The sequence below is a fragment of the Leifsonia sp. Y862 genome, assembly GCF_057669585.1.
Genome location: NZ_JBYHFR010000001.1, coordinates 1,145,584 through 1,170,148 on the forward strand (window position 1 = coordinate 1,145,584; position 24,565 = coordinate 1,170,148).

General features: G+C 63.2%; 21 protein-coding genes. 5 read left to right on the forward strand and 16 right to left on the reverse strand.

Annotated elements, in window-relative coordinates:
- Positions 1 to 31: 31 nt before the first annotated feature.
- The 5 genes from tal to pgl are packed head-to-tail and all read left to right on the forward strand — an operon-like array spanning position 32 to position 6,058.
- Positions 32 to 1,144, forward strand: coding sequence for a transaldolase (gene tal / locus AC25Z0_RS05390; RefSeq protein ID WP_488132539.1), 1,113 nt, complete (start codon positions 32 to 34; stop codon positions 1,142 to 1,144).
- A complete protein-coding gene (locus tag AC25Z0_RS05395; RefSeq protein ID WP_488132540.1) occupies positions 1,141 to 2,748 on the forward strand; it encodes a glucose-6-phosphate isomerase in 1,608 nt (535 codons plus the stop codon). Before tal ends, AC25Z0_RS05395 begins: the two co-directional genes overlap by 4 nt.
- Positions 2,749 to 2,782: 34 nt before the next feature.
- Positions 2,783 to 4,324 carry a glucose-6-phosphate dehydrogenase gene (zwf, locus tag AC25Z0_RS05400; protein ID WP_488119170.1) on the forward strand — a complete coding sequence of 514 codons (1,542 nt, stop codon included), beginning with the start codon at positions 2,783 to 2,785 and terminating at the stop codon, positions 4,322 to 4,324.
- Positions 4,321 to 5,286, forward strand: a complete 966-nt coding sequence (locus tag AC25Z0_RS05405; RefSeq protein WP_488119171.1) for a glucose-6-phosphate dehydrogenase assembly protein OpcA — start codon at positions 4,321 to 4,323, stop codon at positions 5,284 to 5,286. Before zwf ends, AC25Z0_RS05405 begins: the two co-directional genes overlap by 4 nt.
- Position 5,287: 1 nt before the next feature.
- Positions 5,288 to 6,058, forward strand: a complete 771-nt coding sequence (gene pgl / locus AC25Z0_RS05410; RefSeq protein WP_488119172.1) for a 6-phosphogluconolactonase — start codon at positions 5,288 to 5,290, stop codon at positions 6,056 to 6,058.
- A 67-nt stretch (positions 6,059 to 6,125) separates the two neighbouring features.
- Here the strand turns inward: pgl and AC25Z0_RS05415 are convergent, their stop codons facing one another.
- The 16 genes from AC25Z0_RS05415 to AC25Z0_RS05490 form a co-directional block, all read right to left on the reverse strand.
- Complete coding sequence (locus tag AC25Z0_RS05415) at positions 6,126 to 6,494, reverse strand: RNA polymerase-binding protein RbpA (protein WP_488119173.1); 369 nt, start codon at positions 6,492 to 6,494, stop codon at positions 6,126 to 6,128.
- A 62-nt stretch (positions 6,495 to 6,556) separates the two neighbouring features.
- Positions 6,557 to 6,808, reverse strand: a complete 252-nt coding sequence (gene secG / locus AC25Z0_RS05420) for a preprotein translocase subunit SecG (RefSeq protein ID WP_488119174.1) — start codon at positions 6,806 to 6,808, stop codon at positions 6,557 to 6,559.
- Between the two features lie 111 nt (positions 6,809 to 6,919).
- Positions 6,920 to 7,720, reverse strand: a complete 801-nt coding sequence (gene tpiA, locus AC25Z0_RS05425) for a triose-phosphate isomerase (protein ID WP_488119175.1) — start codon at positions 7,718 to 7,720, stop codon at positions 6,920 to 6,922.
- Positions 7,714 to 8,925, reverse strand: coding sequence for a phosphoglycerate kinase (locus tag AC25Z0_RS05430; RefSeq protein WP_488119176.1), 1,212 nt, complete (start codon positions 8,923 to 8,925; stop codon positions 7,714 to 7,716). The genes tpiA and AC25Z0_RS05430 overlap by 7 nt, the downstream gene beginning before the upstream one ends.
- 15 nt (positions 8,926 to 8,940) lie before the next feature.
- Positions 8,941 to 9,948 carry a type I glyceraldehyde-3-phosphate dehydrogenase gene (gene gap / locus AC25Z0_RS05435; protein WP_488132541.1) on the reverse strand — a complete coding sequence of 336 codons (1,008 nt, stop codon included), beginning with the start codon at positions 9,946 to 9,948 and terminating at the stop codon, positions 8,941 to 8,943.
- A gap of 102 nt (positions 9,949 to 10,050) precedes the next feature.
- Positions 10,051 to 10,677 carry a superoxide dismutase gene (locus AC25Z0_RS05440; protein WP_488132542.1) on the reverse strand — a complete coding sequence of 209 codons (627 nt, stop codon included), beginning with the start codon at positions 10,675 to 10,677 and terminating at the stop codon, positions 10,051 to 10,053.
- A 111-nt stretch (positions 10,678 to 10,788) separates the two neighbouring features.
- The gene (whiA, locus tag AC25Z0_RS05445; protein ID WP_488119528.1) at positions 10,789 to 11,769 is read right to left on the reverse strand and encodes a DNA-binding protein WhiA; all 981 of its coding nucleotides are present in this window, start codon (positions 11,767 to 11,769) and stop codon (positions 10,789 to 10,791) included.
- A 40-nt stretch (positions 11,770 to 11,809) separates the two neighbouring features.
- Positions 11,810 to 12,685, reverse strand: a complete 876-nt coding sequence (gene rapZ / locus AC25Z0_RS05450) for an RNase adapter RapZ (RefSeq protein ID WP_488119179.1) — start codon at positions 12,683 to 12,685, stop codon at positions 11,810 to 11,812.
- A gap of 83 nt (positions 12,686 to 12,768) precedes the next feature.
- Positions 12,769 to 14,670: an excinuclease ABC subunit UvrC gene (uvrC, locus tag AC25Z0_RS05455; RefSeq protein ID WP_488132543.1), complete on the reverse strand. Its 1,902-nt coding sequence runs from the start codon at positions 14,668 to 14,670 to the stop codon at positions 12,769 to 12,771.
- Between the two features lie 43 nt (positions 14,671 to 14,713).
- Entirely contained in the window at positions 14,714 to 17,584 is a 2,871-nt protein-coding gene (gene uvrA, locus AC25Z0_RS05460) for an excinuclease ABC subunit UvrA (RefSeq protein WP_488132544.1), read from the reverse strand.
- Positions 17,585 to 17,678: 94 nt separating this feature from the next.
- A complete protein-coding gene (gene uvrB / locus AC25Z0_RS05465; RefSeq protein ID WP_488132545.1) occupies positions 17,679 to 19,745 on the reverse strand; it encodes an excinuclease ABC subunit UvrB in 2,067 nt (688 codons plus the stop codon).
- A 9-nt stretch (positions 19,746 to 19,754) separates the two neighbouring features.
- Entirely contained in the window at positions 19,755 to 20,375 is a 621-nt protein-coding gene (coaE, locus tag AC25Z0_RS05470; protein ID WP_488119183.1) for a dephospho-CoA kinase, read from the reverse strand.
- Between the two features lie 31 nt (positions 20,376 to 20,406).
- A complete protein-coding gene (locus tag AC25Z0_RS05475) occupies positions 20,407 to 21,159 on the reverse strand; it encodes a class I SAM-dependent methyltransferase (protein ID WP_488132546.1) in 753 nt (250 codons plus the stop codon).
- A gap of 158 nt (positions 21,160 to 21,317) precedes the next feature.
- Positions 21,318 to 22,775 carry a 30S ribosomal protein S1 gene (gene rpsA / locus AC25Z0_RS05480; RefSeq protein WP_488119185.1) on the reverse strand — a complete coding sequence of 486 codons (1,458 nt, stop codon included), beginning with the start codon at positions 22,773 to 22,775 and terminating at the stop codon, positions 21,318 to 21,320.
- Positions 22,776 to 22,909: 134 nt separating this feature from the next.
- A complete protein-coding gene (locus AC25Z0_RS05485) occupies positions 22,910 to 23,908 on the reverse strand; it encodes an epimerase (RefSeq protein WP_488132547.1) in 999 nt (332 codons plus the stop codon).
- Positions 23,905 to 24,552, reverse strand: coding sequence for a DUF4166 domain-containing protein (locus AC25Z0_RS05490; protein ID WP_488132548.1), 648 nt, complete (start codon positions 24,550 to 24,552; stop codon positions 23,905 to 23,907). The genes AC25Z0_RS05485 and AC25Z0_RS05490 overlap by 4 nt, the downstream gene beginning before the upstream one ends.
- Positions 24,553 to 24,565 lie beyond the last annotated feature (13 nt).

Genomic DNA, 24,565 nt, shown 5'->3' on the forward strand with positions numbered 1-24,565 from the left:
CCCGCAGGATTTTCTAGGAGAAACAAAGAACATGACTGAAACATCCCCCCTCGCCCAGCTCTCCGCAGCCGGCGTCAGCATCTGGCTCGATGACCTGTCCCGCCAGCGCATTGCCTCCGGTGGCCTGCAGAAGCTCATCGACGAGAAGAACGTCGTCGGCGTCACCACGAACCCGACAATCTTCGCCAGCGCACTCGCCAAGGGCGAGGCATACGCAGAGCAGGTTGCAGCCCTCGCCGCAGCAGGCACCAGCGTTCACGACGCCGTCTTCGAGATCACGACCGATGACGTTGCTGCAGCCAGCGACATCTTCCGCCCGGTCTACGACCGCACGAACGGCCTCGACGGCCGCGTGTCGATCGAGGTCGAGCCCGGCCTTGCACACGATGCAGCCGGCACCGTTGCACAGGCAGAACAGCTCTGGGCCAAGGTCAACCGCCCGAACGCCATGATCAAGATCCCGGCAACCCTTGAGGGCCTCGTCGCCATCACAGAGACGATCGCACAGGGCATCAGCGTCAACGTCACCCTGATCTTCAGTCTCGAGCGTCACCGCCAGGTCATCAACGCGTACCTGGCCGGGCTGGAGAAGGCCAAGGCTGCCGGCATCGACATCAGGGCGATCCACTCGGTTGCTTCCTTCTTCGTGTCGCGCGTCGACACCGAGATCAACAACCGCCTGGACGCCATTGGCACCGAGGAAGCCATCGCACTGAAGAGCAAGGCCGGCATCGCAAACGCGCAGCTCGCCTACCAGGTCTACGAGCAGGAGTTCGCAAGCGAGCGCGCCCTCGGCCTCATCGCCGCCGGCGCCAACAAGCAGCGCCCCCTCTGGGCTTCCACCGGTGTCAAGGACCCGACGCTGCCCGACACGCTCTACATCACCGAGCTCGTCGCACCCGGCGTCGTCAACACCATGCCGGAGAAGACCATGGAGGCGACGTTTGACCACGGCGTCATCCCCGCAGACTCTGTCACCGGCGCGTACGCCGAAGCCAACGCTGTGCTCGACGCACTCGCCGGCCTTGGCGTCTCGTACGACGAGGTCACGCTGCTTCTTGAAGAAGAAGGCGTCGCCAAGTTCATCGTGTCGTGGGGCGAACTGCTCGAGACCGTCACGGCTGCCCTTGACGGTGCCAAGTGAGCTTCCGCATCGCGGTAACCGGCAAAGCGGCAGACGCCGTTCGCGCCACTGTGCCCACGCTGGTTGACGACCTCGTCGCCTCCGGCATCACAGCGCTCGACCCCGCCCTGTGGGGACCTGACGCCGAAGCTGAGGCGTCGAAGCGCCTCGGCTGGACAGAATCCGTCGCGGTTTCTCGTCCCCTCGTCGCTGAGATCGTCGCGCTGCGTGAATCACTTCACGCAGCCGGCGTGACCCACATTGCCCTCGCGGGCATGGGCGGGTCATCTCTCGCCCCTGAGGTCATCACGGCTACGGCCGGCGTCGAGCTCACCGTTCTGGACGCCACGGCGCCCGGCCAGGTGCTCGCCGCGCTGAAGGACCGCCTCGAAGCGACCGCCCTCGTCGTGTCGTCGAAGTCAGGCTCGACTGTCGAGACCGACAGCCAGCGCCGCGTCTTCGAGCGCGCATACCGCGAGGCCGGCATCAACCCCGCAGAGCGCATCATCGTCGTCACCGACCCTGGTTCTCCGCTCGAGGCATCCGCTACGGAAGCCGGCTACCGAGTCTTCAACGCTGACCCGACAGTTGGCGGCCGTTACTCTGCCCTCACGGCCTTCGGACTTGTCCCGTCCGGACTCGCCGGTGTCGACATCGCCGAGCTCCTCGACGAGGCGGAGTCCATCTCCCTCTCGTTGGCCATCGACTCCCCCGAGAATCCCGGCCTCGTGCTGGGTGCCGCAATCGCCGCGACGACTCCTCGTCGCGACAAGCTCGCACTGGTGTCAGACGGTACACACATCGTCGGCTTCCCCGACTGGGCAGAACAGCTGATCGCTGAGTCAACCGGAAAGCTTGGCACGGGCATCCTGCCCGTCGTGCTGGAGAAGAATGCCCCAGAGCTGACGGAGAACCTCTCCGACGTGCAGCTGGTGCGCATCGTTGACGACGCTGGGGAGAACATCTTCCCCCGCCACGACGACACCGACGAGATCCGCGTCAGCGGAACCCTCGGTGCGCAGTTCCTGGTCTGGGAATACGCCACCGTCGTTGCGGGTCGCCTGCTTGGCATCAACCCGTTCGACCAGCCCGATGTCGAGTCGGCAAAGATTGCGACCAGGGGCCTGCTTGACGCTCGCCCTGAGCCGCAGCCGGCGTCATTCGTCTCTGACGGCATCGAAGTTCGCGGTACGCCTCATGTGATCGGTGCTGCAAGCGATCTCGCTTCTGCCATTGACGCATTGCTGGAAGAACTCGGCCCTGACGGCTACGTGTCGGTGCAGGCGTATGTCGACCGTCTGGCACTGCCAGAACTGGCCGAGATCCGTCCGCTGCTCGCCACGCTCGCCAAGCGGCCTGTCACCTTCGGGTGGGGTCCGCGATTCCTGCACTCCACCGGCCAGTTCCACAAGGGCGGCCCCGCTAACGGAGTCTTCCTGCAGATTCTGGCCACCCCGACGGAAGACCTCGATATCCCGGGTCGCCCGTTCACCTTCGGTGAGCTCATCGAAGCCCAGGCAAGCGGAGACGCCAGCGTTCTCGCCGGCCAGGGACGCCCTGTGCTCACCCTGACGCTGACCAATCCCGCAGCCAACGTCATTACCCTGTTCGACGCGCTGCGCTAGATCACCGTCTTAGTAACAAACTCAAAGGAGTTGCATGTCCCCGGTGGAAATTACCCCGGAGTTCAACCCGCTGCGTGCGCCGAATGACTACCGCCTGAATCGCATCGCTGGTCCGTCCAGCCTTGTTATTTTCGGTGTCACCGGCGACCTGTCGCGTAAAAAACTCATGCCGGCCGTTTACGACCTCGCCAACCGGGGGCTCCTGCCCCCGGGCTTCGCCCTCGTTGGTTTCGCCCGTCGAGACTGGGACGACCAGGACTTCATGAAGGTCGTCTATGACGCCGTCAAGGAGAACTCACGAACCGAGTTCGTGGAAGAGGTCTGGGCTCAGCTGGCCGAAGGCATCCGTTTCGTTTCGGGTACCTTCGACGATGACGACGCGTTCACGCGTCTCAAGGAGACCATCGACGAGCTCGACGAGGTGCGCGGAACCATGGGCAACCATGCGTTCTACCTGTCGATCCCGCCGAAGGCCTTCCCCGTCGTCACCGAACAGCTGCGCCGTTCAGGCCTTGCAGAGCAGGTCGAAGGCCAGTGGCGACGTGTCGTCATTGAGAAGCCGTTCGGAAGCGACCTGAAGACGGCGCGGGAACTGAACGCGGTTGTTGAGTCGGTCTTCCCGGCTGACTCCGTCTTCAGGATCGACCACTATCTCGGTAAAGAGACAGTGCAGAACATCCTGGCGCTGCGGTTCGCCAACCAGTTGTACGAACCGATCTGGAACGCGAACTACGTCGACCACGTGCAGATCACGATGGCAGAAGACATCGGCGTCGGCGGTCGTGCCGGATACTACGACGGTATCGGTGCGGCTCGCGACGTCATCCAGAACCACCTGCTCCAGCTACTGGCGCTGACGGCGATGGAGGAACCCATTTCCTTCGACGCTGCAGACCTGCGGACGGAAAAGGAGAAGGTGCTCGCCTCAGTGCGGCTGCCGGAAGACCTGGCAACCGGAACCGCTCGCGGCCAGTACGCCGGCGGATGGCAGGGCGGTGAAGAGGTGCTCGGCTTCCTGCAGGAAGACGGCATGAACCCTGAATCCGTCACGGAGACGTACGCCGCATTGCGGTTGACCGTTGACACGCGCCGCTGGTCTGGGGTGCCGTTCTACCTGCGTGCAGGTAAGCGCCTCGGCCGTCGCGTCACCGAGATCGCCGTTGTGTTCAAGCGCGCTCCGCAGTACCTGTTCGAGGCCAGCCAGACGGCTGAACTCGGCCAGAACGCACTCGTCATTCGCGTGCAGCCGGATGAAGGAGTCACGATCCGTTTCGGGTCAAAGGTTCCGGGCGCCGGCATGCAGGTGCGCGACGTCACCATGGACTTCGGTTATGGTCACGCGTTCACAGAGGCAAGCCCAGAGGCATACGAGCGACTCATCCTTGACGTTCTGCTCGGCGACCCGCCCCTGTTCCCCCGTCACGAAGAGGTGGAACTCTCCTGGAAGATCCTCGACCCGATCGAGGAGTTCTGGGCGACACAGGGTCAGCCTGAGCAGTACCGCCCAGGCACCTGGGGTCCGTCATCTGCCAACGATCTACTGGCCCGCGACGGCCGCGTCTGGAGGCGACCATGATCGTCGATCTGCCCAACACAACGACTGCCAAGATCTCCAAGGCACTCGTCAGCCTGCGTGAGGAAGGCGGGGCTGTAGCCCTCGGCCGCGTTCTCACGCTGGTCATCGCCTGTTCTCTTGGGCGCGAGGAAGAAGCGATCGAGGCAGCGAACGATGCCTCACGCGAGCACCCGATGCGCGTCATCGTGATCTCGACGGCTGCAGAGGAAGACGCGCACGACCCCACAGTCGTGCCCCGTGTCGACGCTGAGATTCGTGTCGGTGGAGACGCCGGCGCGAGCGAGGTCATTGTTCTTCGCGCGTACGGTGCGGCCGCGAGTGACCCGGAAAGCATGGTCACTGGACTGCTGCTCTCTGACGCTCCCGTTGTCGCCTGGTGGCCCGATGAGGCTCCCGCGGTACCCGCAGACTCCCCCATCGGACGCATCGCATACCGACGGATCACGGATGCCTCTGCGCAGCGCGACCCGCAGGCTGCGATTCACAACTTGCGCACCTCGTACCGTCCGGGCGACACAGACTTCGCCTGGACCAGGCTGACCCTGTGGCGCACGCAGCTCGCTGCGGTGCTCGACCAGCCGCCGTACGAGCCCGTCACCGCCATTTCGGTGTCGGGAGCCGCAGACTCGCCATCGACCACGCTGCTCGCAGCCTGGCTGCAGATGGCGCTGCAGGTTCCGGTGGAGTACGAGCTCACTCGTGGACCGCACGCGCAGGGCATCCATGGCGTGCACCTCACCAGGGCATCCGGTGTTATTTCGTTGCAGCGGGAAGTCCCAGGACTTGCCACGCTGAGCCAGCCAGGCCAGCCGACCCAGGACTTGACGCTCAACCGTCGAAACCTGCGCGACTGCCTGTCGGACGAATTGCGCCGCCTCGACCCCGACGAGCTGTACGGTGAGGTCATCACCCGCGGTTTGCCCATGTTGGACACCGCCATCGCAGAGCAGGCCGGAGCCTAACGTGACCAACGAACGACGAGTGCTCATTCACCCGGACAAGCAGGCTCTCGCCGGCTCAGTCGCAGCGCGCTTCATCACGAAGACCGTTGACATCCTCGACGAGCACGGCAGCGCCAACGTTGTACTCACCGGAGGGTCTGTTGGCATCGCGGTGCTGGCAGAGATCAACTCATCTTCTGCCAGGGACACCGTCGACTGGTCGAAGGTGAGCTTCTGGTGGGGCGATGAGCGCTGGGTGCCTAAGGCACACGCCGATCGCAACGAGTTGCAGGCACGGGAAGCACTTCTCGACCACATCGAGGTTCCCGCCGAGAACATTCATCCGTTCCCGGCGTCAGATGAGGGACTCAGTCTCGACGAGGCAGCGGAGAGCTACGCACGTGAGCTCGCCGCTGCCGCGCCGTACGAAGACCCGCTCCCCCGTTTCGACATCACGTTCCTCGGTGTCGGACCTGACGGCCACATTGCGTCACTGTTTCCGCACCAGAGTGGCATCAGGGAATCGGAATCCGCGGTCATCGCGGTGCACAACTCCCCGAAGCCGCCGGCGGAACGGTTGTCACTGACCAGGCCAGTGCTGAACAGCTCTGAGCGGATCTGGCTGGTTCTGGCCGGACCCGACAAGGCTTCGGCACTCGGCCTTGCGCTGGCCGGCGCCAGCAGGGACGAAGTTCCTGTCGCCGGCATCAAGGGTCGTCGTCGCACCGTGTTCTTCGTTGACAAGGAAGCAGCAGCCGAAGTTCCGGAGAACCTCATCACTCCGAGCTACTGACGCTTCACCCTGTTCAATAGGAAAGGCCCAGCTGGATATCCAGCTGGGCCTTTCGTATTGGTGATGCTTAGTTCGTGGGGGTCAACTTGCCACGGCGAATGCGAAGCTGCTCAAGGGCATCCGCGAGTAGCGAGTCAGCCTCTTCCTCTGTACGACGTTCCTTGACGTAAGCCAGGTGCGTCTTGTACGGCTCGAGCTTGGCCACCGACGGCGGGTTCTCCTTGTCGCGACCAGCGGGCAGTCCAGAAGAGGGGCTGTCGATCGTCTCGGGGATTTCCTCGTCAGGCAGGTTCGCCGCGAAGTAACGGACTGTCTCGTTGCCGAGAGCATCCCAGTACGACACCTTGATCCGGTCTGCGTGGAAACCACGGTCCTGCTCGCCCATGGGGCCTGCTCCGACGCGAGAGCCTCGAATTGCGCTGCCACCAGATGCCATTGTGTTCCTCCGTAGTAAAAAACGGTCAGTTCGGGTAACCGACCAGACGTGCTAAAGCCGAATCAGATGCCGGTGTCGAACTTGGTGATGAGTCCGAGCACAATGATGCTCGCGATCCAGACCAATCCGAGGATGACGGTGATGCGGTTGAGGTTGCGTTCGGCGACGCCTGACGCGCCGAGGTTCGAGGTGACCCCGCCACCGAACATGTCAGACAGCCCGCCTCCGCGACCCTTGTGCAACAGAATGAGCATGGTGAGCAGGAGACTCGTGATTCCGAGCACAACCTGCAACACAACCTGGAGAATCTCCACGCGAAACCTTTCACAATGGGGCGGGCAAACCTGCGCCACCAAGACCATTGGCAATTATAGCGTGACGCAGACGCCCGAAAAGGGCATCTGCGTCACGCGGGGCGATAGGGGTTAGAGGCCGACGTGCTTCTGGTACCTGATGATGCTGGAGAATTCCGCGATATCGAGGCTTGCTCCACCGACAAGGGCGCCATCCACATTGGGCTCGCGCATGAAGCCGGCGATGTTGCTGCCCTTCACCGAACCGCCGTACAGGATACGGGTCTTGCCCGCGACATCCTGGCCCAGGGTTTCGCTGAGTACAGCACGAAGCGCAGCAGCGACCTGCTCTGCCTGTTCCGGCGTTGCAGCCTGGCCTGAGCCGATAGCCCAGACTGGCTCGTACGCGACGACGATGTCGGCAGCGTTCGAGACACCGGCAAGCGCGGCACGAAGCTGCGCGACCGGAACGGCGCTCGGGCCGTGCTTCTCAAGGTCGTCGGCTGTTTCGCCGACGCAAATGATCGGCGACAGGTTGTGCTTGATCGCGGCAGCAACCTTAGCGGCAACCTGTTCGTCGGTCTCACCGTGGAGCGTGCGACGTTCAGAGTGGCCGATGATCACGTAGCGGCACTCGAGCGCAGACAGGAACGCACCTGAGATCTCGCCGGTGTATGCACCTGAATCGTGCGCTGATACATCCTGAGCACCGAAGACAAGCGGCAGCTTGTCGGCGGAGATGAGGGTCTGCACTGAGCGAAGATCGGTGAACGGCGGGAAGACGGCTGCCTCAACGGCTGCGAAGTCGTGACCCGCGTCTTTCAGGCTCCATGCAAGCTTCTGCACGAAGGCGATGGCCTGGAGGTGATCCAGGTTCATCTTCCAGTTGCCCGCAATCAGCGGGGTACGCCTGGGGTTGATTGTTTCTACCATCCGAGGACCTCCAGTCCTGGCAGGCGCTTGCCCTCGAGGAACTCGAGGCTGGCGCCGCCACCGGTTGAAATGTGACCGAACTGGTCATCGGTGAATCCGAGAATACGGACGGCTGCGGCCGAGTCGCCACCGCCGACCACGCTGAGGCCATCGACATCGGTGAGAGCGGCCGCGACGGCACGGGTGCCATCGGCGAATGGCGCGAGTTCGAAAACGCCCATGGGGCCGTTCCAGAACACCGTCTTCGATGAACGAATGATCTCAGCAAAAGCTGCAGAGGTGGCAGGGCCGATGTCGAGGCCGAGCCCTGACGCACCAAATGGGGTCTCTTCGATCGCGTCAGCAGCGGTGACGACGATGTCGGCATCCGCTCCGAACTTGGATGCCACGACGACATCCGTCGGCAACACGATCTTCACACCCAGGCGATCTGCTTCTGCAAGGTAACCGCGCACGGTGTCGAGCTGGTCCTCTTCGAGGAGGCTGGAACCGACCTTGTGGCCCTGGGCCGCGAGGAAGGTGAACAGCATGCCGCCACCGATGAGCAGCGAGTTGACCTTGGGCAGCAGGTGCCCAATGACGCCGAGCTTGTCAGATACCTTCGACCCGCCGAGCACGACGGTGTACGGCGCTTCTGGGTGCTCTGTGAGACGGTCGAGCACGGCGAGCTCTGCCGCGATCAGCAGGCCGGCAGCGCTCGGAAGAATGGTGGCCAGCTCGTAGACGCTGGCCTGCTTGCGGTGCACGACACCGAAGCCGTCGGACACGAGGGCGTCGCCCAGCTCGGCGAGCTCGGCCGCGAAGGCCTGGCGCTCAGCCTCAACCTTGCTGGTCTCCCCTGCGTTGAACCGCAGGTTCTCCAGAACGACCAGCTGGCCGGCCTCAAGTGCTGCAACGGCTGCTGCAGCGGACTCGCCCACCGTGTCCGTTGCAAATGCAACGGGCTGGTCGAGGAGTTCGCCCAACCGTGCAGCGACGGGAGCGAGGCTGTACTTCGGGTTCGGCTCGCCATCAGGGCGGCCAAGGTGGGAGATGACTACCACCTTGGCGCCCTGGGCAAGCAGTGCCTTCAGAGTGGGCAGAGACGCTCGCACGCGACCATCGTCGGTGATCTGGCCGTCACTCAACGGGACATTCAGATCACACCTGACGATAACTCGTGTGTCTCGGAGCGAACCCAACGATTCAATAGTGCGAAGCGTCACTGCTACCTCCGGGGTCTAGAGCTTCTCGGCGACGAACACGGTGAGGTCAACCAGGCGGTTGGAGTATCCCCACTCGTTGTCGTACCAGGAGGCAACCTTGACCTGGTCGCCGATGACCTTGGTGAGCCCGGCGTCGAAGATCGACGAGTGCGGGTCGCCCACGATGTCGCTGGAGACGATCGGGTCTTCGGTGTAGCTCAGGATGCCCTTGAGGGGGCCCTCAGCTGCTGCCTTGTACGCTGCGTTGACCTCTTCAACCGTGACCGGGCGTGATGCCGTGACGGTGAGGTCGGTGATCGAACCGGTCGGGACCGGAACGCGCAGTGCGTAGCCGTCGAGCTTGCCGACGAGCTCGGGAACGACGAGGCCGAGAGCCTTGGCGGCACCGGTCGACGTCGGGATGATGTTCGCAGCAGCTGCACGGGCACGGCGCAGGTCGCTGTGCGGGCCGTCCTGCAGGTTCTGGTCAGCGGTGTACGCGTGAACCGTCGTCATGAGGCCGCGCTCGATGCCGAAGTTGTCAAGGAAGACCTTGGCGAGAGGTGCGAGGCAGTTGGTGGTGCACGATGCGTTGGAGATGACATCGTGGATCGCTGCGTCGTACGTGTCTTCGTTCACACCGAGGACGAGGGTCGCGACGTTATCGCCGGTTGCGGGGGCAGAGACGAGGACCTTCTTGGCGCCGGCTGCGATGTGCTTGCGAGCAAGCTCAGCCTTGGTGAAGAAACCGGTCGACTCGATGACGATGTCGACGCCCAGCTCAGCCCACGGGAGGTTGGCGGGGTCGCGGTCTGCGAGCACCTTGATGGGCTTGCCATTGACCACGATGTTGTCGCCTTCGAGCTCGACGGTGGCGTCGAGGCGTCCGGTGATGGTGTCGTACTTCAGGAGGTGGGCGAGGGTCTTCGGGTCTGTCAGGTCGTTGACCGCGACGATCTCGATGTCGGCGCCCTTGGCAAGCGCTGCCCTGAAGTAGTTACGGCCAATACGGCCGAATCCGTTGATACCGATCTTTACGGTCACGAGTGACTCCTGTTGCTAAATGGCGCCGGCGGCGCGGTTACATGGGTATACGAAGAACGGACGGCGGTGTCCAGCGGACGGTTCCCACTGGACACCATCACGCTATGACAGTAGCAGCAGCCCGTTGGTCTTCTCTCGTGCCACAGAGAAGCGCTCCTGGACGTTTGCCCAGTTGACGATGTTCCAGAATGCCTTCACATAGTCGGCACGAACGTTGCGGTAGTCGAGGTAGTACGCGTGCTCCCACACGTCCAGCATCAGCACGGGCACGAGGCCTGCGGCGAAGTTCGACTGCTGGTCGAAGAACTGCTGGATGACGAGGCGCTGCCCGATGGAATCCCAGGCGAGAACCGCCCAGCCAGAACCCTGCACACCGAGGGCCGCAGCAGTGAAGTGTGCCAGGAACTTATCGAACGAACCGAAGTTGTCGTCGATCGCGCTGGCGAGTTCACCCGTGGGCTTGTCGCCACCGTTCGCGGACATGTTGGTCCAGAAAATTGAGTGGTTGACGTGCCCGCCGAGGTTGAACGCGAGGTCCTTCTCCAGCTTGTTCACGTTGGCCAGGTTGCCAGAGTCACGAGCCTCAGCCAGCTGTGCGAGAGCGGTGTTCGCACCGGTCACGTATGCCTGGTGGTGCTTGCTGTGGTGGAGCTCCATGATTGCTCCACTGATGCTCGGCTCCAGGGCCGAGTAGTCATAGGGCAATTCCGGCAGCGTGTAATCAACCATTGCGTATCTCCTCTGTTGAGTGCTGGCCTGCTACGCCTGTGCGCACATTCGCCAGCGGTTTGAGCGGCTTTTCGAGTCTACTCAGGTATATGAAGGTGGGATGAATACGGGTCAAACGTCGTCGAGATCGGCGGGGAGGTTCGCATCCGTACCCGGAATGCCCTGGTCGGCAGCCTTCTTATCCGCCATGGCGAGCAGTCGCCTGATGCGGCCGGCAACGGCATCCTTCGTCATGGGCGGGTCAGCGTGGTGTCCGAGTTCATCGAGGCTGGAGTCGCGGAAACGCAGGCGCAGGTCTCCGGCGTAGCGGAGGTGCTCCGGAATATCGTCGGCCAGGATCTCCATGGCGCGTTCGACCCTGGCGCACGCCGCAACGGCGGCCTGGGCAGAGCGACGCAGGTTGGCATCGTCGAAGTTGACCAGGCGGTTGGCCGTTGCCCTGACCTCGCGGCGCTGGCGCAGCTCCTCCCAGTTGAGCACGGTCTCTGCCGCGCCCATTCGGACGAGCATGGCGCTGATGGCTTCGCCGTCGCGGATGACGACGCGGTGCACGCCCCGCACTTCCCTGGCCTTTGCGGCGATGCCGAGGCGGCCTGCGGCCCCGACGAGGGCCATCGCTGCCTCATTGCCTGGGCACATGATCTCGAGGGCTGCGGAGCGACCAGGGTCGGTCAGCGTGCCCTGAGCGAGGAACGCGCCGCGCCAGACAGCTGCGACTTCTTCCTTCGTTCCGGTGGTCAGTCGATTGGGCAGGCCCCTGATCGGACGACGACGAGCGTCGAGCAGACCGGTCTGCCTGGCCAGTGTCTCCCCGCCGTCGAGAACACGAACGAGGTAGTGGTTGGTGCGACGGAGGCCGCTCGCGGGGATGACGGTGGCGACGCTACGCACTCCGTACAGTTCTGCAAGGTCTTTGCGAACTCGGCGGGCAAGGATCGCGGTGTCGAGTTCTGACTCGACGGCTATGCGTCCAGAGATCAGGTGCAGCCCACCGGAGAAACGGAGAATCGTCGCCAGTTCTGCTGCTCGCACGGTTGTTTTCGATACCTCAACGCGAGATAGCTCGTCTTTGACGTCGGCGGTGAGTGCCAATCGTATTTCCATTCTGTTTTCCGCCCGTGAAGGGCAATTGCTATTCGCGCCCGAGATCGCGGTGCTTGATACTCACCGCGACGCCCGGGAAATTCTCGATCAGGGAAGCCAGTTCCCTCGCCATCGCGACCGAACGGTGTTTACCGCCCGTGCACCCGATGGCAATCGTTGCATGGCGCTTGTTCTCACGCTGGTATCCGGCCAAAACCGGGGCCAACGCTGCCGCATAGTTATCCAGGAATTCGCGCGCCCCCGGCTGGTCGAAGACGAACTCCGTGATTTCAGGATCAAGGCCGGTGAAGGCGCGAAGCCTCGGAATCCAGAAGGGGTTCGGCAGAAAACGCGCGTCGGCAACGATGTCGACATCGGTCGGGAGACCGTATTTGAAACCAAAGCTCATGACGGTGACGCGCACTCCGGCTGCGTCTTCGTCAGCGAACCACTCTGTGATGGTAGTCGCTAGTTGGTGAATATTCAGGTCGGACGTGTCGATGACCATGTCGCTCGACTCGCGAACGGCGTTCAAACGGGTGCGTTCGGCTCCGATTCCATCGAGCAGTGTGCCGGCGCCCTGCAGAGGGTGAGGCCTGCGCACAGCCTCGAATCGGCGCACGAGCGCGGCATCCGTCGCTTCGAGGAAGATGACCCTGACCTGGGCACTGGCGCGGAGCGACTGGACGATCTCTTGGAAGTCGCTGAAAAACTCCCCACCGCGAATGTCGACAACGGCCGCGATCTTCGGCAGGTTGGTTCCGGCACGTTCCACGAGTTCGACCAGCGGTCGAAGCATCTGCGGCGGCAGGTTGTCGACGACGTACCAGCCCAGGTCTTCCAGCGCATTCGCGACGGTCGAGCGCCCTGCTCCGGACATTCCAGTGACGATCAGCATCTCCTGCTTTTCGTTGTCGGTCGTCATCTGCCGCAGTGCCTTTGTTCGTGGGATGTGTGACTTCCCAGCCTACCCATCCGCGGGCCCCTCAATCGTGCAAAGACGGCCCATCATTCGTGTAAATGGGCATGAATGGTGGCCGCGAGGGACTCACCGATCCCCCGGACATCCGCAATGTCCTCCGGTGAAGCTTCTTTCAAACGTGCAACGGAACCGAAATGGCGGAGCAGCACCTTGACGCGGGCAGGGCCGAGGCCCGGGATCTCGCCAAGAATGGACGAAATGTCGCGCTTCCGCCTGGCGCGCTGGTGCGTGATGGCGAACCGATGCGCTTCATCGCGGATGCGCTGGAACAGGAAGAGGGCGTCGCTGTTGCGCGGCAGGATCACCGGATAGTCGGAGTCTGGCAGCCAGATCTCTTCGAGACGCTTGGCAATGCCGCACAGCTGGATGCCCTCGATGCCGGAGTCGCGAAGCGCCCTGGCCGCAGCGGCGACCTGCGGCTGCCCACCGTCGACGATCAGCAGGTTGGGGCGGTAGCTGAACTTCTTGCGCCTGGCGTCGTTGCTGGCGGCGCTCTCTGTATCGATGCCGGCTTCGGCATCCGCTTCTGTGGCAACTGCCTCAGCGTCTGGCTTCAGGTAGGCGAGACGGCGCATCAGCGTGCGATAGATGGAGTCGGTGTCATCCGTTGATTCGGGGATGCTGAACCGGCGGTACTCGTCTTTGCGGGGCAAGCCGTCTTCGAAGACCACCATCGACGCCACAATGTTCGTGCCGCTCAGGTGAGAGACGTCGTAGCACTCCATGCGAAGTGGGGCCTCCGCCATCTCGAGTGCCTCCTGGATGTCCTCAAGGGCCTTGGACCTGGCAACGAAGTCTGAGCTGCGTCGCGTCTTGTAGAGCATCAGTGCGTGCTTGGCGTTCTGGGTGGCCGTCTGGAGCAGGGCGGCCTTCTCGCCGCGCTGGGCTGCGGTGAGCTTCACCTTGTGCCCTGAGCGCTCCCCCAGCCACGCTGCAAGCGCGTCTGAGTCATCGGGCAACTCGGGGACTACGATCTCGCGCGGAGGCACAAGTGTGCCGTCGTAGGCCGTTTGCATGATCGAGTCGATGAGCTCGCCCGTGGTGAGGTCGAGTTCCTTGTCGACCATCCAACTGCGCACACCCCTGATACGGCCGCCGCGCACGATGAAGAGCTGCACGGCAGCGGCAAGCTCGTCTTCCTCGATTCCGTACAGGTCGATGTCGACGTTGTCGCGCAGAACGACGGCGCTCTTCTCGAGAACCGCGTTGAGTGCCATGACCTGGTCACGCCGTTTGGCGGCCAGCTCGTAATTCTGGTCGGCCGCAGCCACCTTCATCTCTGCGGTGAGTGAGTTGATCAGCTTGCGGTCCTGGCTGGCCATGAAACTGACGAAGTCGTTGACGATCGCGCGATGCTCTTCGAGCGTCACCTTGTGCGAGCACGGTCCAAAGCATCGCCCGATCTGGCTGGCGAAGCACGGCTTCCCCGACTGCATGGCCCGCTTGTAGTTCGAGTTCGAACAGGTGCGGATCGGAAAGGCCTTCAGCATGAGGTCGATGGTCTCGTACACGGCCCAGACCTTGGGATACGGCCCGAAATACCGCGCACCACGGATGCCGGTGGTACGGGTCACCAGCGCGCGCGGCGCCTCATCTGCGAGCGTGACAGCTAGGTACGGGTACGACTTGTCGTCCTTGAACTGCACATTGAACGGCGGGTCGAACTCGTTGATCCAGGTCCACTCGAGTTGCAGGGCCTCGACCTCTGTGCCGACAACCGTCCACTCGACGGAGGACGCCGTCGTGACCATCCGCCTCGTGCGCTCGTGGAGGCTGGCGAGTGGGGCGAAGTAGTTGCTGAGGCGCGCCCGAAGGTTCTTCGCCTTGCCGACGTAGAGGACACGCCCCGTTTCATCGCGAAAACGGTACACACCAGGAGTGGTTGGGATCTCGCCCGTCTTGGGGCGATAGCTCAACGCATTAGACATCTGTCTCGTTCTTCACTTTCTGTGTGCTTGGCCCTCTGGCAGGCTAGGCCTTCCCGTTCAGGATCTCCTTCAGGAACGCACCGGTGTGGCTCTTCTTGACGGTGGCGATGTGCTCTGGGGTGCCCGTCGCCAGGACCTTTCCACCGCCGGATCCACCCTCTGGGCCGATGTCGATCACCCAGTCGGCGGACTTGATGACGTCGAGGTTGTGCTCGATGACAATGACGGTGTTGCCCTTGTCGACGAGGCTGTTCAGCACCAGCAGCAACTTCCGCACGTCTTCGAAGTGCAGCCCAGTCGTGGGCTCGTCGAGCACGTACACGCTGCGGCCGTTCGAGCGACGCTGCAGCTCTGTCGCGAGCTTCACACGCTGCGCTTCACCACCGGACAGGGTCGTTGCACTCTGCCCAAGACGCACGTAGCCGAGACCGACCTCGACGAGGGTCTTGAGATAGCGGTGGATAGCGGAGATCGGTTCGAAGAAGTCCGCAGCCTCGCTGATGGGCATGTCAAGAACTTCGGCGATGTTCTTGCCCTTGTAGTGCACGGTCAGGGTTTCGCGGTTGTACCGCGCTCCCCCGCAGACCTCGCAGGCCACGTACACGTCTGGCAGGAAGTTCATCTCGATCTTGATCGTGCCGTCGCCTGAGCAGGCCTCGCAGCGGCCACCCTTGACGTTGAAGCTGAACCGCCCAGGCAGGTACCCGCGGGTCTTCGCTTCAATCGTGTCGGCGAACAGGTTGCGGATGCGGTCGAACACGCCGGTGTATGTTGCCGGGTTCGAGCGCGGGGTGCGACCGATCGGCGCCTGGTCGACGTGGATGACCTTGTCGAGGTTCTCGAGACCGGTCACGCGCACGTGCTTCCCAGGCAGCTTGCGCGCGCCGTTCAGGCGGTTGGCGAGCACGCGATAGAGGACGTCGTTGACGAGCGATGATTTGCCGGAGCCGCTGACGCCGGTGACGGCGGTGAACGTTCCGAGCGGGAAGCTCACCGTCACCTTCTTCAGGTTGTTGACCTCTGCCCCGACGACGGTGATTTCGCGTTCAGGGTCGAGGGGTCGACGGGTCTTCGGGGTCTCGATCGACTTGCGACCGGCCAAGTAGTCGCCCGTGAGCGACTCCGTGTTCGCGAGCAGATCTTCATACGACCCGGAGTGCACCACGGTGCCGCCGTTGACGCCGGCGCCTGGTCCGATGTCGACGACCCAGTCCGCGGTACGAATGGTGTCTTCGTCGTGCTCGACGACGATGAGGGTGTTGCCGAGGTCGCGCAGGGCGACGAGCGTTTCAATAAGGCGCCGGTTGTCGCGCTGGTGCAGGCCGATGCTCGGCTCATCGAGCACGTACAGCACGCCAGTGAGCCCCGACCCGATCTGGGTGGCCAAGCGGATGCGCTGCGCTTCTCCACCAGACAGCGTCGCTGCGGCGCGGGCCAGGTTCAGATAGTTGAGCCCGACGCGGATCAGGAAGTCGAGGCGTACCTTGATCTCCCGCAGCACCTGCGCGGCGATGGCCTGTTCGCGCTCGGTGAGCGTCAGCGTGTTCATGAAGTCACGCGCGTCAGTCAGGCTGAGCTCACAGACATCCGCGATGCTCGCGTCATAGACCGTCACGGCGAGGACTTCAGGCTTGAGCCTGGTGCCATTGCAGACCGGGCACGGGGTCTCACGCAGGTATTCGCCCCAGCGCTGGCGCTGGGTGTCGGTCTCAGCCTGCTGGTACTGGCGTTCGATGTATGGGACGACGCCTTCGAAGCCGGAGGTGTAGCTCATCTCACGGCCATAGCGGTTCTTCCACTTGACCTTGACTTCGAAGTTGTCGCCGCGGAGCACCGCGTTCTGCACCTCTGGGCGAAGCTCGCCCCACGGGGTGTCCAGGGAGAAGTCGAGGTCGCGGGCGAGGCCGTCGAGCAGCTTCTCGTAGTACTGGAACAGGCCCTTGCCCTGGGTGGTCCATGGCAGCACAACACCCTCGGAGATACTGAGTGATGGGTCGCCGAGCATGAGGTCCTGGTCGACGGACATACGCGTGCCGAGCCCTGAGCATTCAGGGCAGGCGCCGAACGGGGCGTTGAACGAGAAGGTGCGTGGTTCGATTTCGGTGAGCTGAACCGGGTGGTTGTTCGGGCAGCTGAGCTTCTCCGAATACGACTGCCAGGCTTCATCGCCTTCGAGGTCGACGAAGTTGACCTGCACGACGCCGTCGGTCAGCTTGAGCGCGGTCTCCAGCGAGTCGGTGAGGCGGCTGAGGAGCTCAGGACCTGCGACCAGGCGGTCGACCACGACCGAGATGTCGTGCTTCTGCTGTTTCTTGAGCGTTGGCGGCTCGCTCAGCTGCACCTGCTCGCCGTCGACGATGGCGCGCGAATAACCGCTGCCGGCCAGTTCGGTGAAGAGATCAACGAACTCGCCCTTCTTCTGCGACACGACAGGGCTGACGATTTGGTAACGAGTGCCGTCGGGGAGCTCCATGAGCTGGTCGGCGATCTGCTGCACGGTCTGCGACTGGATAACCTCGCCACAGACAGCACAGTGCGGCACCCCGATACGCGCCCAGAGCAGGCGCATGTAGTCATAGATCTCGGTGATCGTGCCGACCGTGGAGCGCGGGTTGCGGTTCGTCGACTTCTGGTCGATGGACACCGCGGGGCTGAGGCCCTCGATGAAGTCGACGTCTGGCCGGTCGACCTGGCCGAGGAACTGGCGCGCATACGCCGACAGCGACTCTACGTAGCGGCGCTGGCCCTCCGCGAAGATCGTGTCGAACGCCAGTGACGACTTTCCGGAGCCTGATAGTCCGGTGAAGACGACAAGCGAATCCCGGGGGATCTCGAGGTCGACGTTGTGGAGGTTGTGGACGCGCGCGCCACGAACGCTGAGCTTGGACGCGGAAGGTACCTTCGAAACTGACACCCGTTGAGTCTATGCAGTGCCGCTGACAGTCTCGTGACAAAACACCACGCCGTGAGCGAACGAAAGCCACTTTCCGGCCAAACTTAGCTGGGAATTAGCCGAGATGACCGGCCTTTTCCATGTTGCGGAGTTCGCGCTTGAGCTCAGAGACCTCGTCACGGAGTCTCGCCGCCAATTCGAACTTGAGTTCCCCTGCAGCCTCGAGCATCTGGGTGTTGAGATCGAAGATAATCGATTCCAGGTCGTTAGCGCCGTTCGCCGCAAGGCCCACCCGCCTGAGGTTCGGCGTCGGGCTCTTCTTGCGTGCTTCGCGGCCGGCAAGCAGCTCGGCTGTATCGGCCTCTTCCCTGGCCAGCACGTCGGTGATGTCGGCAATGCGCTTTCGCAACGGTGTCGGGTCGATGCCGTGCAGTTCGTTGTATGCGACCTGCTTCTCTCGGCGCCTGTCGGTCTCTTCGATGGCCATCTTCATCGACGGGGTGAGCCGGTCTGCATACATGTGCACTTCACCGGACACGTTGCGCGCCGCGCGACCGATGGTCTGGATGAGCGACGTCGACGACCGGAGGAAGCCCTCCTTGTCGGCATCCAGAATCGCAACGAGCGACACCTCTGGCAAGTCGAGGCCCTCTCGCAGCAGGTTGATACCGACGAGCACGTCGTAGAGTCCCTGTCGCAGCTCCGTCAGCAGCTCGACCCTGCGCAGCGTGTCAACGTCTGAGTGCAGGTAGCGCACGCTAACTCCGGCTTCCGTGAGGAAGTCGGTGAGTTCTTCGGCCATCTTCTTTGTCAGGGTCGTGACGAGCACACGCTCGTTCAGTTCGACACGCTTGCGGATCTCTTCAAGCAGGTCGTCGATCTGGCCCTCTGACGGCTTGACGATGATCGCGGGGTCGATGAGGCCTGTCGGGCGAATGATCTGTTCGACGACGCCGTCTGCGATGCCCATCTCGTACTTGCCCGGCGTTGCCGACAGGTACACGGTCTGCCCGACCCGGTTCTTGAACTCGTTGAACTTCAGTGGCCGGTTGTCGAGAGCACTCGGAAGCCGGAAGCCGTGGTCGACCAGGGTGCGCTTTCTCGAGGAGTCTCCCTCGTACATGGCGCCGATCTGCGGCACGGTGACGTGGGACTCATCGATGACGACGAGGAAATCATCGGGGAAGTAGTCGATGAGGCAGTGCGGCGCCTCACCAGGCTGGCGCGCATCGATGTGCCGTGAGTAGTTCTCGATACCGGAGCAGAATCCGATCTGCTCCATCATCTCGAGGTCGAAGTTGGTGCGCATGCGCAGGCGCTGCGCCTCAAGCAGCTTGCCTTCGCGCTCCAACTGCTCAAGTCGCTCGGCCAATTCTTCTTTGATCGTGCCGATGGCGCGGTGCATGACATCGGTGCTCGCCACATAGTGGGAGCCGGGGAACACGGAGACCGCGTCGAGCTTCTTCACGATGTCGCCCGTGAGCGGGTGCAGGCTGTACAACGCCTCGATCTCGTCGCCGAACATCTCGATGCGAATGGCGAGTTCTTCATACATGGGGATGATCTCGATGGTGTCGCCGCGCACCCGGAAATTGCCGCGAGAGAAGTCGATGTCGTTGCGCTGGTACTGCATCGCGACGAATTTGCGCACGAGCCAGTCGCGATCGACTTTCATGCCGACCTGCAGGGCGACCATGGCCTCCAGGTAACCCTCAGGGGTGCCGAGGCCGTAAATGCACGACACCGTTGACACCACGATGACGTCTCGGCGGCTGAGCAGGGAATTCGTGGTTGAGTGCCGGAGCCGCTCAACTTCGGAGTTGATCGACGAGTCCTTCTCAATGAAGGTGTCTGTCTGCGGGACGTACGCTTCTGGCTGGTAGTAGTCGTAGTACGAGACGAAGTACTCAACGGCGTTGTTGGGCATCAATTCGCGGAACTCATTGGCGAGCTGCGCCGCGAGCGTCTTATTGTGGGCAAGCACCAGCGTCGGGCGCTGCACGGCCTCGATGAGCCAGGCCGTCGTCGCCGATTTTCCGGTACCGGTGGCACCGAGGAGCACCACGTCTGTCTCACCGGCGTTGATCCGGGCGCTGAGGTCGGCGATGGCACCAGGTTGGTCGCCACTTGGCGTGTACTCGCTCACAACCTCAAACGGATGAACTGCGCGCGTTGGTTCCATGCCACCAGTCTAAAGAGCACCGCCGACAGGATGGTGTGATCTGATCCACTGCCACGTCTCATCGACCTGTTGGTTGGTGTGCTCCAGCGTGCCGGAGGTATCGATCACGACATCCGCTATCGCCAGCCGCTCGGCATCGGTCGCCTGCGAGCCGATACGTGACCTGGCGTCCTCCTCCGTCATGCCGCGGACCTCGACCATGCGCGCCACCCTGACGTCTTCCGGCGCCTGCGTGACAACGACAAGATCAAACGGATGCCCTGGGGCGGCTTCGACAAGCAGCGGAACGTCGTACACGACGACGGAGTCGGGGTCTGCAGCATCCAGTTCGGCGAACAGTGCGGCTGTGCGGCGCCTGACGGCCGGGTGCACGATGCCGTTCAAGCGTTGAAGAGCGGCGGCATCACTGAAAACCACGGCGCCGAGAGCCTGTCGGTCGAGTCGGCCGTCAGAAGTGATCACGCCGGGGCCGAATTCGCGGGCGATAGCCTCCAGCGCAGGCGTGCCCGGCTCGACGACCTCACGGGCAACCTGGTCTGCGTTCACGTGCGCGGCACCGTGTTCGGCAAAGCGGGCGGCGACGGTGCTCTTGCCAGATGCGATTCCGCCGGTCAGTCCAATCAAATACACGCCAGCCACTCTACTGCGCCGGCGATGGGGCTCAGATGCTATCGCTGCCGTGAACCGTGGGCACGGCGATCCAGGTTTCGGTGATGTATGGCAGCTGGATCGGGTCGTGTCGGGTCTCCTCGTGGGCGTCGAGCACCACGGTAATGCGCTCGAGCATGGCGGCCTGCTCAGTCACGCTGGCCACCAGATAGTAGCTGCGCGTAGTGGCAAGGTCACGGATGCCGGCGCGTGAGGTCTCAGTCACCCACCGATCGACGCGCTGGTCAGCCAGTTCGAGCCCGGGACCCAGCGTCGGCTCGAAGGCTCCTGCCGCATGCAGCCCCGGATTCATGGCGCGGGACAGCTCGCTGACCCACTGGGCCGATTCGTCCCTGCTGTTCCAGATGAGCGCCAGTCGGCCGCCGGGCCGCAGCACACGCAGCACCTCTGCCGTTGCCGCGTCTACATCCACCCAGTGCCAGGCCTGGGCGAATGTCACCAGGTCAACGGCGGAGTCAGGGAGGGGGATGCTCTCCCCTGTGCCCTCGAGCGTCTGCACTCTGGGGAAGCGCTCTGTGAGCACTCGCAACATGTCGGCTGACGGGTCGACGGCCACAACGCTGGCGCCGAGGCCGAGCAGCGCTCCGGTGAGCTTGCCGGTGCCTGCCCCGATGTCGGCGACGTCGATAGCGTCGCCCAGCAGCCATTCGACGGCGTCCATCGGATACGTGGGCCGGTGGGCGTCGTACCCGTCAGCGCCGGATTCGAAAGAGGCGGCGTGGGAGTGGAGGCGTTCGTCGTGCATGTCAGCCAGCCTACGGCGGGCGGGCAGCACAGACAGCGAGTTAAAGAACACTGGCCGGCCCCCGAAGGGTCCGGCCAGTGTTTGCTTCAATGAGCGTTTGCTTCAATGAGCGCGTACTTCAGTGAACGAGCGCTCCGAGGAGCACGCGCTCAAGCGGACTAGTTGCCGCCTGAGAGCTTCTCGCGCAGTGCAGCAAGTGCCTCGTCGTCGGCAAGGGTGCCGGCGCCAGCGGTCTCGCTGGAGAAGGTGTTGCCTGCAGCGGAGGGGACATCGCCAACAGCGAGGACCTCTTCGTTTGCGGTTGCAACCTGCTTCTTGTGCGCTTCCCAACGAGCCTGGGCAGCAGCGTAGTCCTGCTCCCACTTCTCGCGCTGGGTTTCGAAGCCCTCGCGCCACTCGTTGGTCTCCGGGTCGAAGCCTTCTGGGTACTTGTAGTTGCCCTGCTCGTCGTACTCGGTGAGCATGCCGTACAGTGCCGGGTCGAACTCGGTACCTTCGGGGTCAACACCCTCGTTGGCCTGCTTGAGGCTCAGCGAGATGCGGCGACGCTCGAGGTCGATGTCGATGACCTTGACGAAGACCTCGTCGCCCACTGACACAACCTGCTCGGCGAGCTCAACGTGCTTGCCGGACAGCTCGGAGATGTGGACCAGACCCTCGATGCCCTCTGCGACGCGAACGAACGCACCGAACGGAACGAGCTTGGTGACCTTACCCGGTGCAACCTGGCCGATGGCGTGGGTGCGGGCAAATACCTGCCACGGGTCTTCCTGAGTTGCCTTGAGCGACAGGGAAACGCGCTCGCGCTCCAGGTCGACCTCGAGGATCTCGACGGTGACTTCCTGGCCAACCTCGACGACCTCGCTGGCGTGCTCGATGTGCTTCCAGCTGAGTTCTGAAACGTGAACCAGACCGTCAACGCCACCCAGGTCAACGAACGCACCGAAGTTGACGATCGACGAGACGACGCCCTTGCGGACCTGTCCCTTCTGGAGGTTGTTGAGGAACGTGGTGCGGCTCTCAGACTGGGTCTGCTCGAGCAGTGCACGACGCGACAGAACGACGTTGTTGCGGTTCTTGTCGAGTTCGAGGATCTTCGCCTCGATCTCCTGGCCCAGGTACGGGGTCAGGTCGCGAACGCGGCGCAGCTCGATGAGCGATGCGGGAAGGAAGCCACGGAGACCGATGTCAACGATGAGTCCACCCTTGACGACCTCGATCACGGAACCGGTGACAACACCATCGGCATCCTTGATCTTCTCAACGTCGCCCCATGCACGCTCGTACTGAGCACGCTTCTTGGAGAGGATGAGACGGCCTTCTTTGTCTTCCTTCTGGAGGACGAGAGCCTCAACCACGTCGCCGACCTTGACAACCTCGGTGGGGTCAACGTCGTGCTTGATGGAAAGTTCGCGGGAGGGGATTACACCCTCGGTCTTGTATCCCACGTCGAGGAGAACCTCGTCGCGGTCGATCTTCACTACGGTGCCCTCGATGAGGTCTCCGTCGTTGAAGAATTTCAGCGTCTTTTCGACCGCGGCGAGAAAGTCTTCAGCAGATCCGATGTCGTTGATGGCGACCTGCTTGGGTGCCTTGGCGGTCGTTACGATTGTCATGTAGTAGTTGCTCCAGTATGGGCCTGCGCCAGTACAACGCAGTGTGCGGGCCAGTCGCGGTAGTGCCGAAGAAGCTCAGCACCGTTATGCACCACGAAGGCAATGGATAGATGTCACGGGCGTGACACTCCAGTTTAGCCGCTAACGGGGGCTAGCGGCAAGCTGCGTTGCCGTATGATCTGCGACAATGCGGGCGTGATGACCGGATATTCGAATTTATAGCCGGCCTCATGCATCCGTTCTGGAATTACCCAGCGACTTTTCAGCACGAGTTCGGTTTCTGTGCCGATCACGGCCGCCCCTGCCTCCAGCATCCAGCGCGGTGCAGGGATGGCGATTCGGGTCCCGAGAACACTGCGCACCGCGCGCATCATGGCGCTGTTGTCGGTGGGGTTGGGCGCGGCGACGTTCACGACACCGTCGATCTCCTGGTGGTCAGCCAGGAAACGGATGATGCCGAGCACGTCAGCGATATGAACCCAGCTGAATTTCTGGCTTCCGCCCGTTGCGCGCTTCTCGTGGAAGGTGCCTGCTGCGCGGCGCGACGGCGTCGACACCCAGCGGCCATCGAGCTGGGCGCCGCCAAGTCCCCACTGCGCCATCCGAATGAGCGGCAGCAGAGCGCTGCCGTCACCGAGCACGATGGCCATGCGCAACGCGACCCTGCGGGTGTCTGGCAGGTCGCCGGCGAAGAAAGCAGCTTCCCAGGCCGTCGCGATGCCGACGGAGAAGCCGGTGCCGATCTCGCCGGTGCTTTCCGTCATGGGGCGATCCTCCGCATGCCGATAGATCGTCGCCGTCGAGGAGTTGAGCCACAGCGCAGGAGGAGCGTCGCAGGAGCGGATTGCCTCACGCAGCGCGATCGTCGTGTCGAGCCGTGAACGCATGATCTCGGCACGATTGCGCTCTGTGTACCGGCAGTTCACGCTCTTGCCTGCCAGGTTGATGAGAATGTCTGCGCCATCCAGGACGCGACGGATGCCCTCAGGGTCGTCCCACCGTGCATCTGGGCCGCTGCGCCCGATCTGCAGCACCGTAGCGCCCTCCGCTTCGAACGCGTCTCGCAGGTATGAGCCGATGAAGCCGGACCCTCCTGCCAACACAATGCGTCGACCAGTGTCGTGATTCGTCATCCGTTGCCTTCCCCCGTGCGGATCTCATAGCTGAATGAACCCGCGTATTCGTACACCGTACCGATGCCAGGCGTGGTGAGGGTCAACGCGATGTGCTGGAGATCGGCCGTGTCATCGAAGCGCTCTGTCAACGCCACCGCCGGTGCGATCCAGCCGGGCACGCGGAACCAGCGACGGCCCACCCGCAGGGCGACGGCCGTCGAGTCGAGGTGCATGGCGCCGTTCCGCACCGATGCGGAGAGGCTCGCCTTCATCCGGCGCGCCTGGCCCAGGTAGTCGACCAGGCCATCGGGGGTGGCCGTGATGGCATCCGTCATGACCTTGGCACCGGCCGCCAGGTCGAAGCTGCGGGTGGCACGGATGGCGGGCCACTCCCCCTGCACCGGATAGTTGATGACCGTGAAAGCCACATCGTGCTGCCAGACCGGAAACAGGATGTCGGGGCGCCCTGCCAGCCAGAGGAGCGGCCACAGCCAGCGCCTCGGTGTGCCGACCGTGCTGAAGTGGCCGCGCCCATAACCATGGTGGCCGGCAGGGATCGCGCTGAAGTAGGCGCGGAGCCGCGGATGAAGCTCGTCAGGGATGCCGCCCAACGCCAGCTGGTACGGCGAATCCGAACGTGAGCGAGCATTGTGTGACGGCATCCCCCCGGCCACG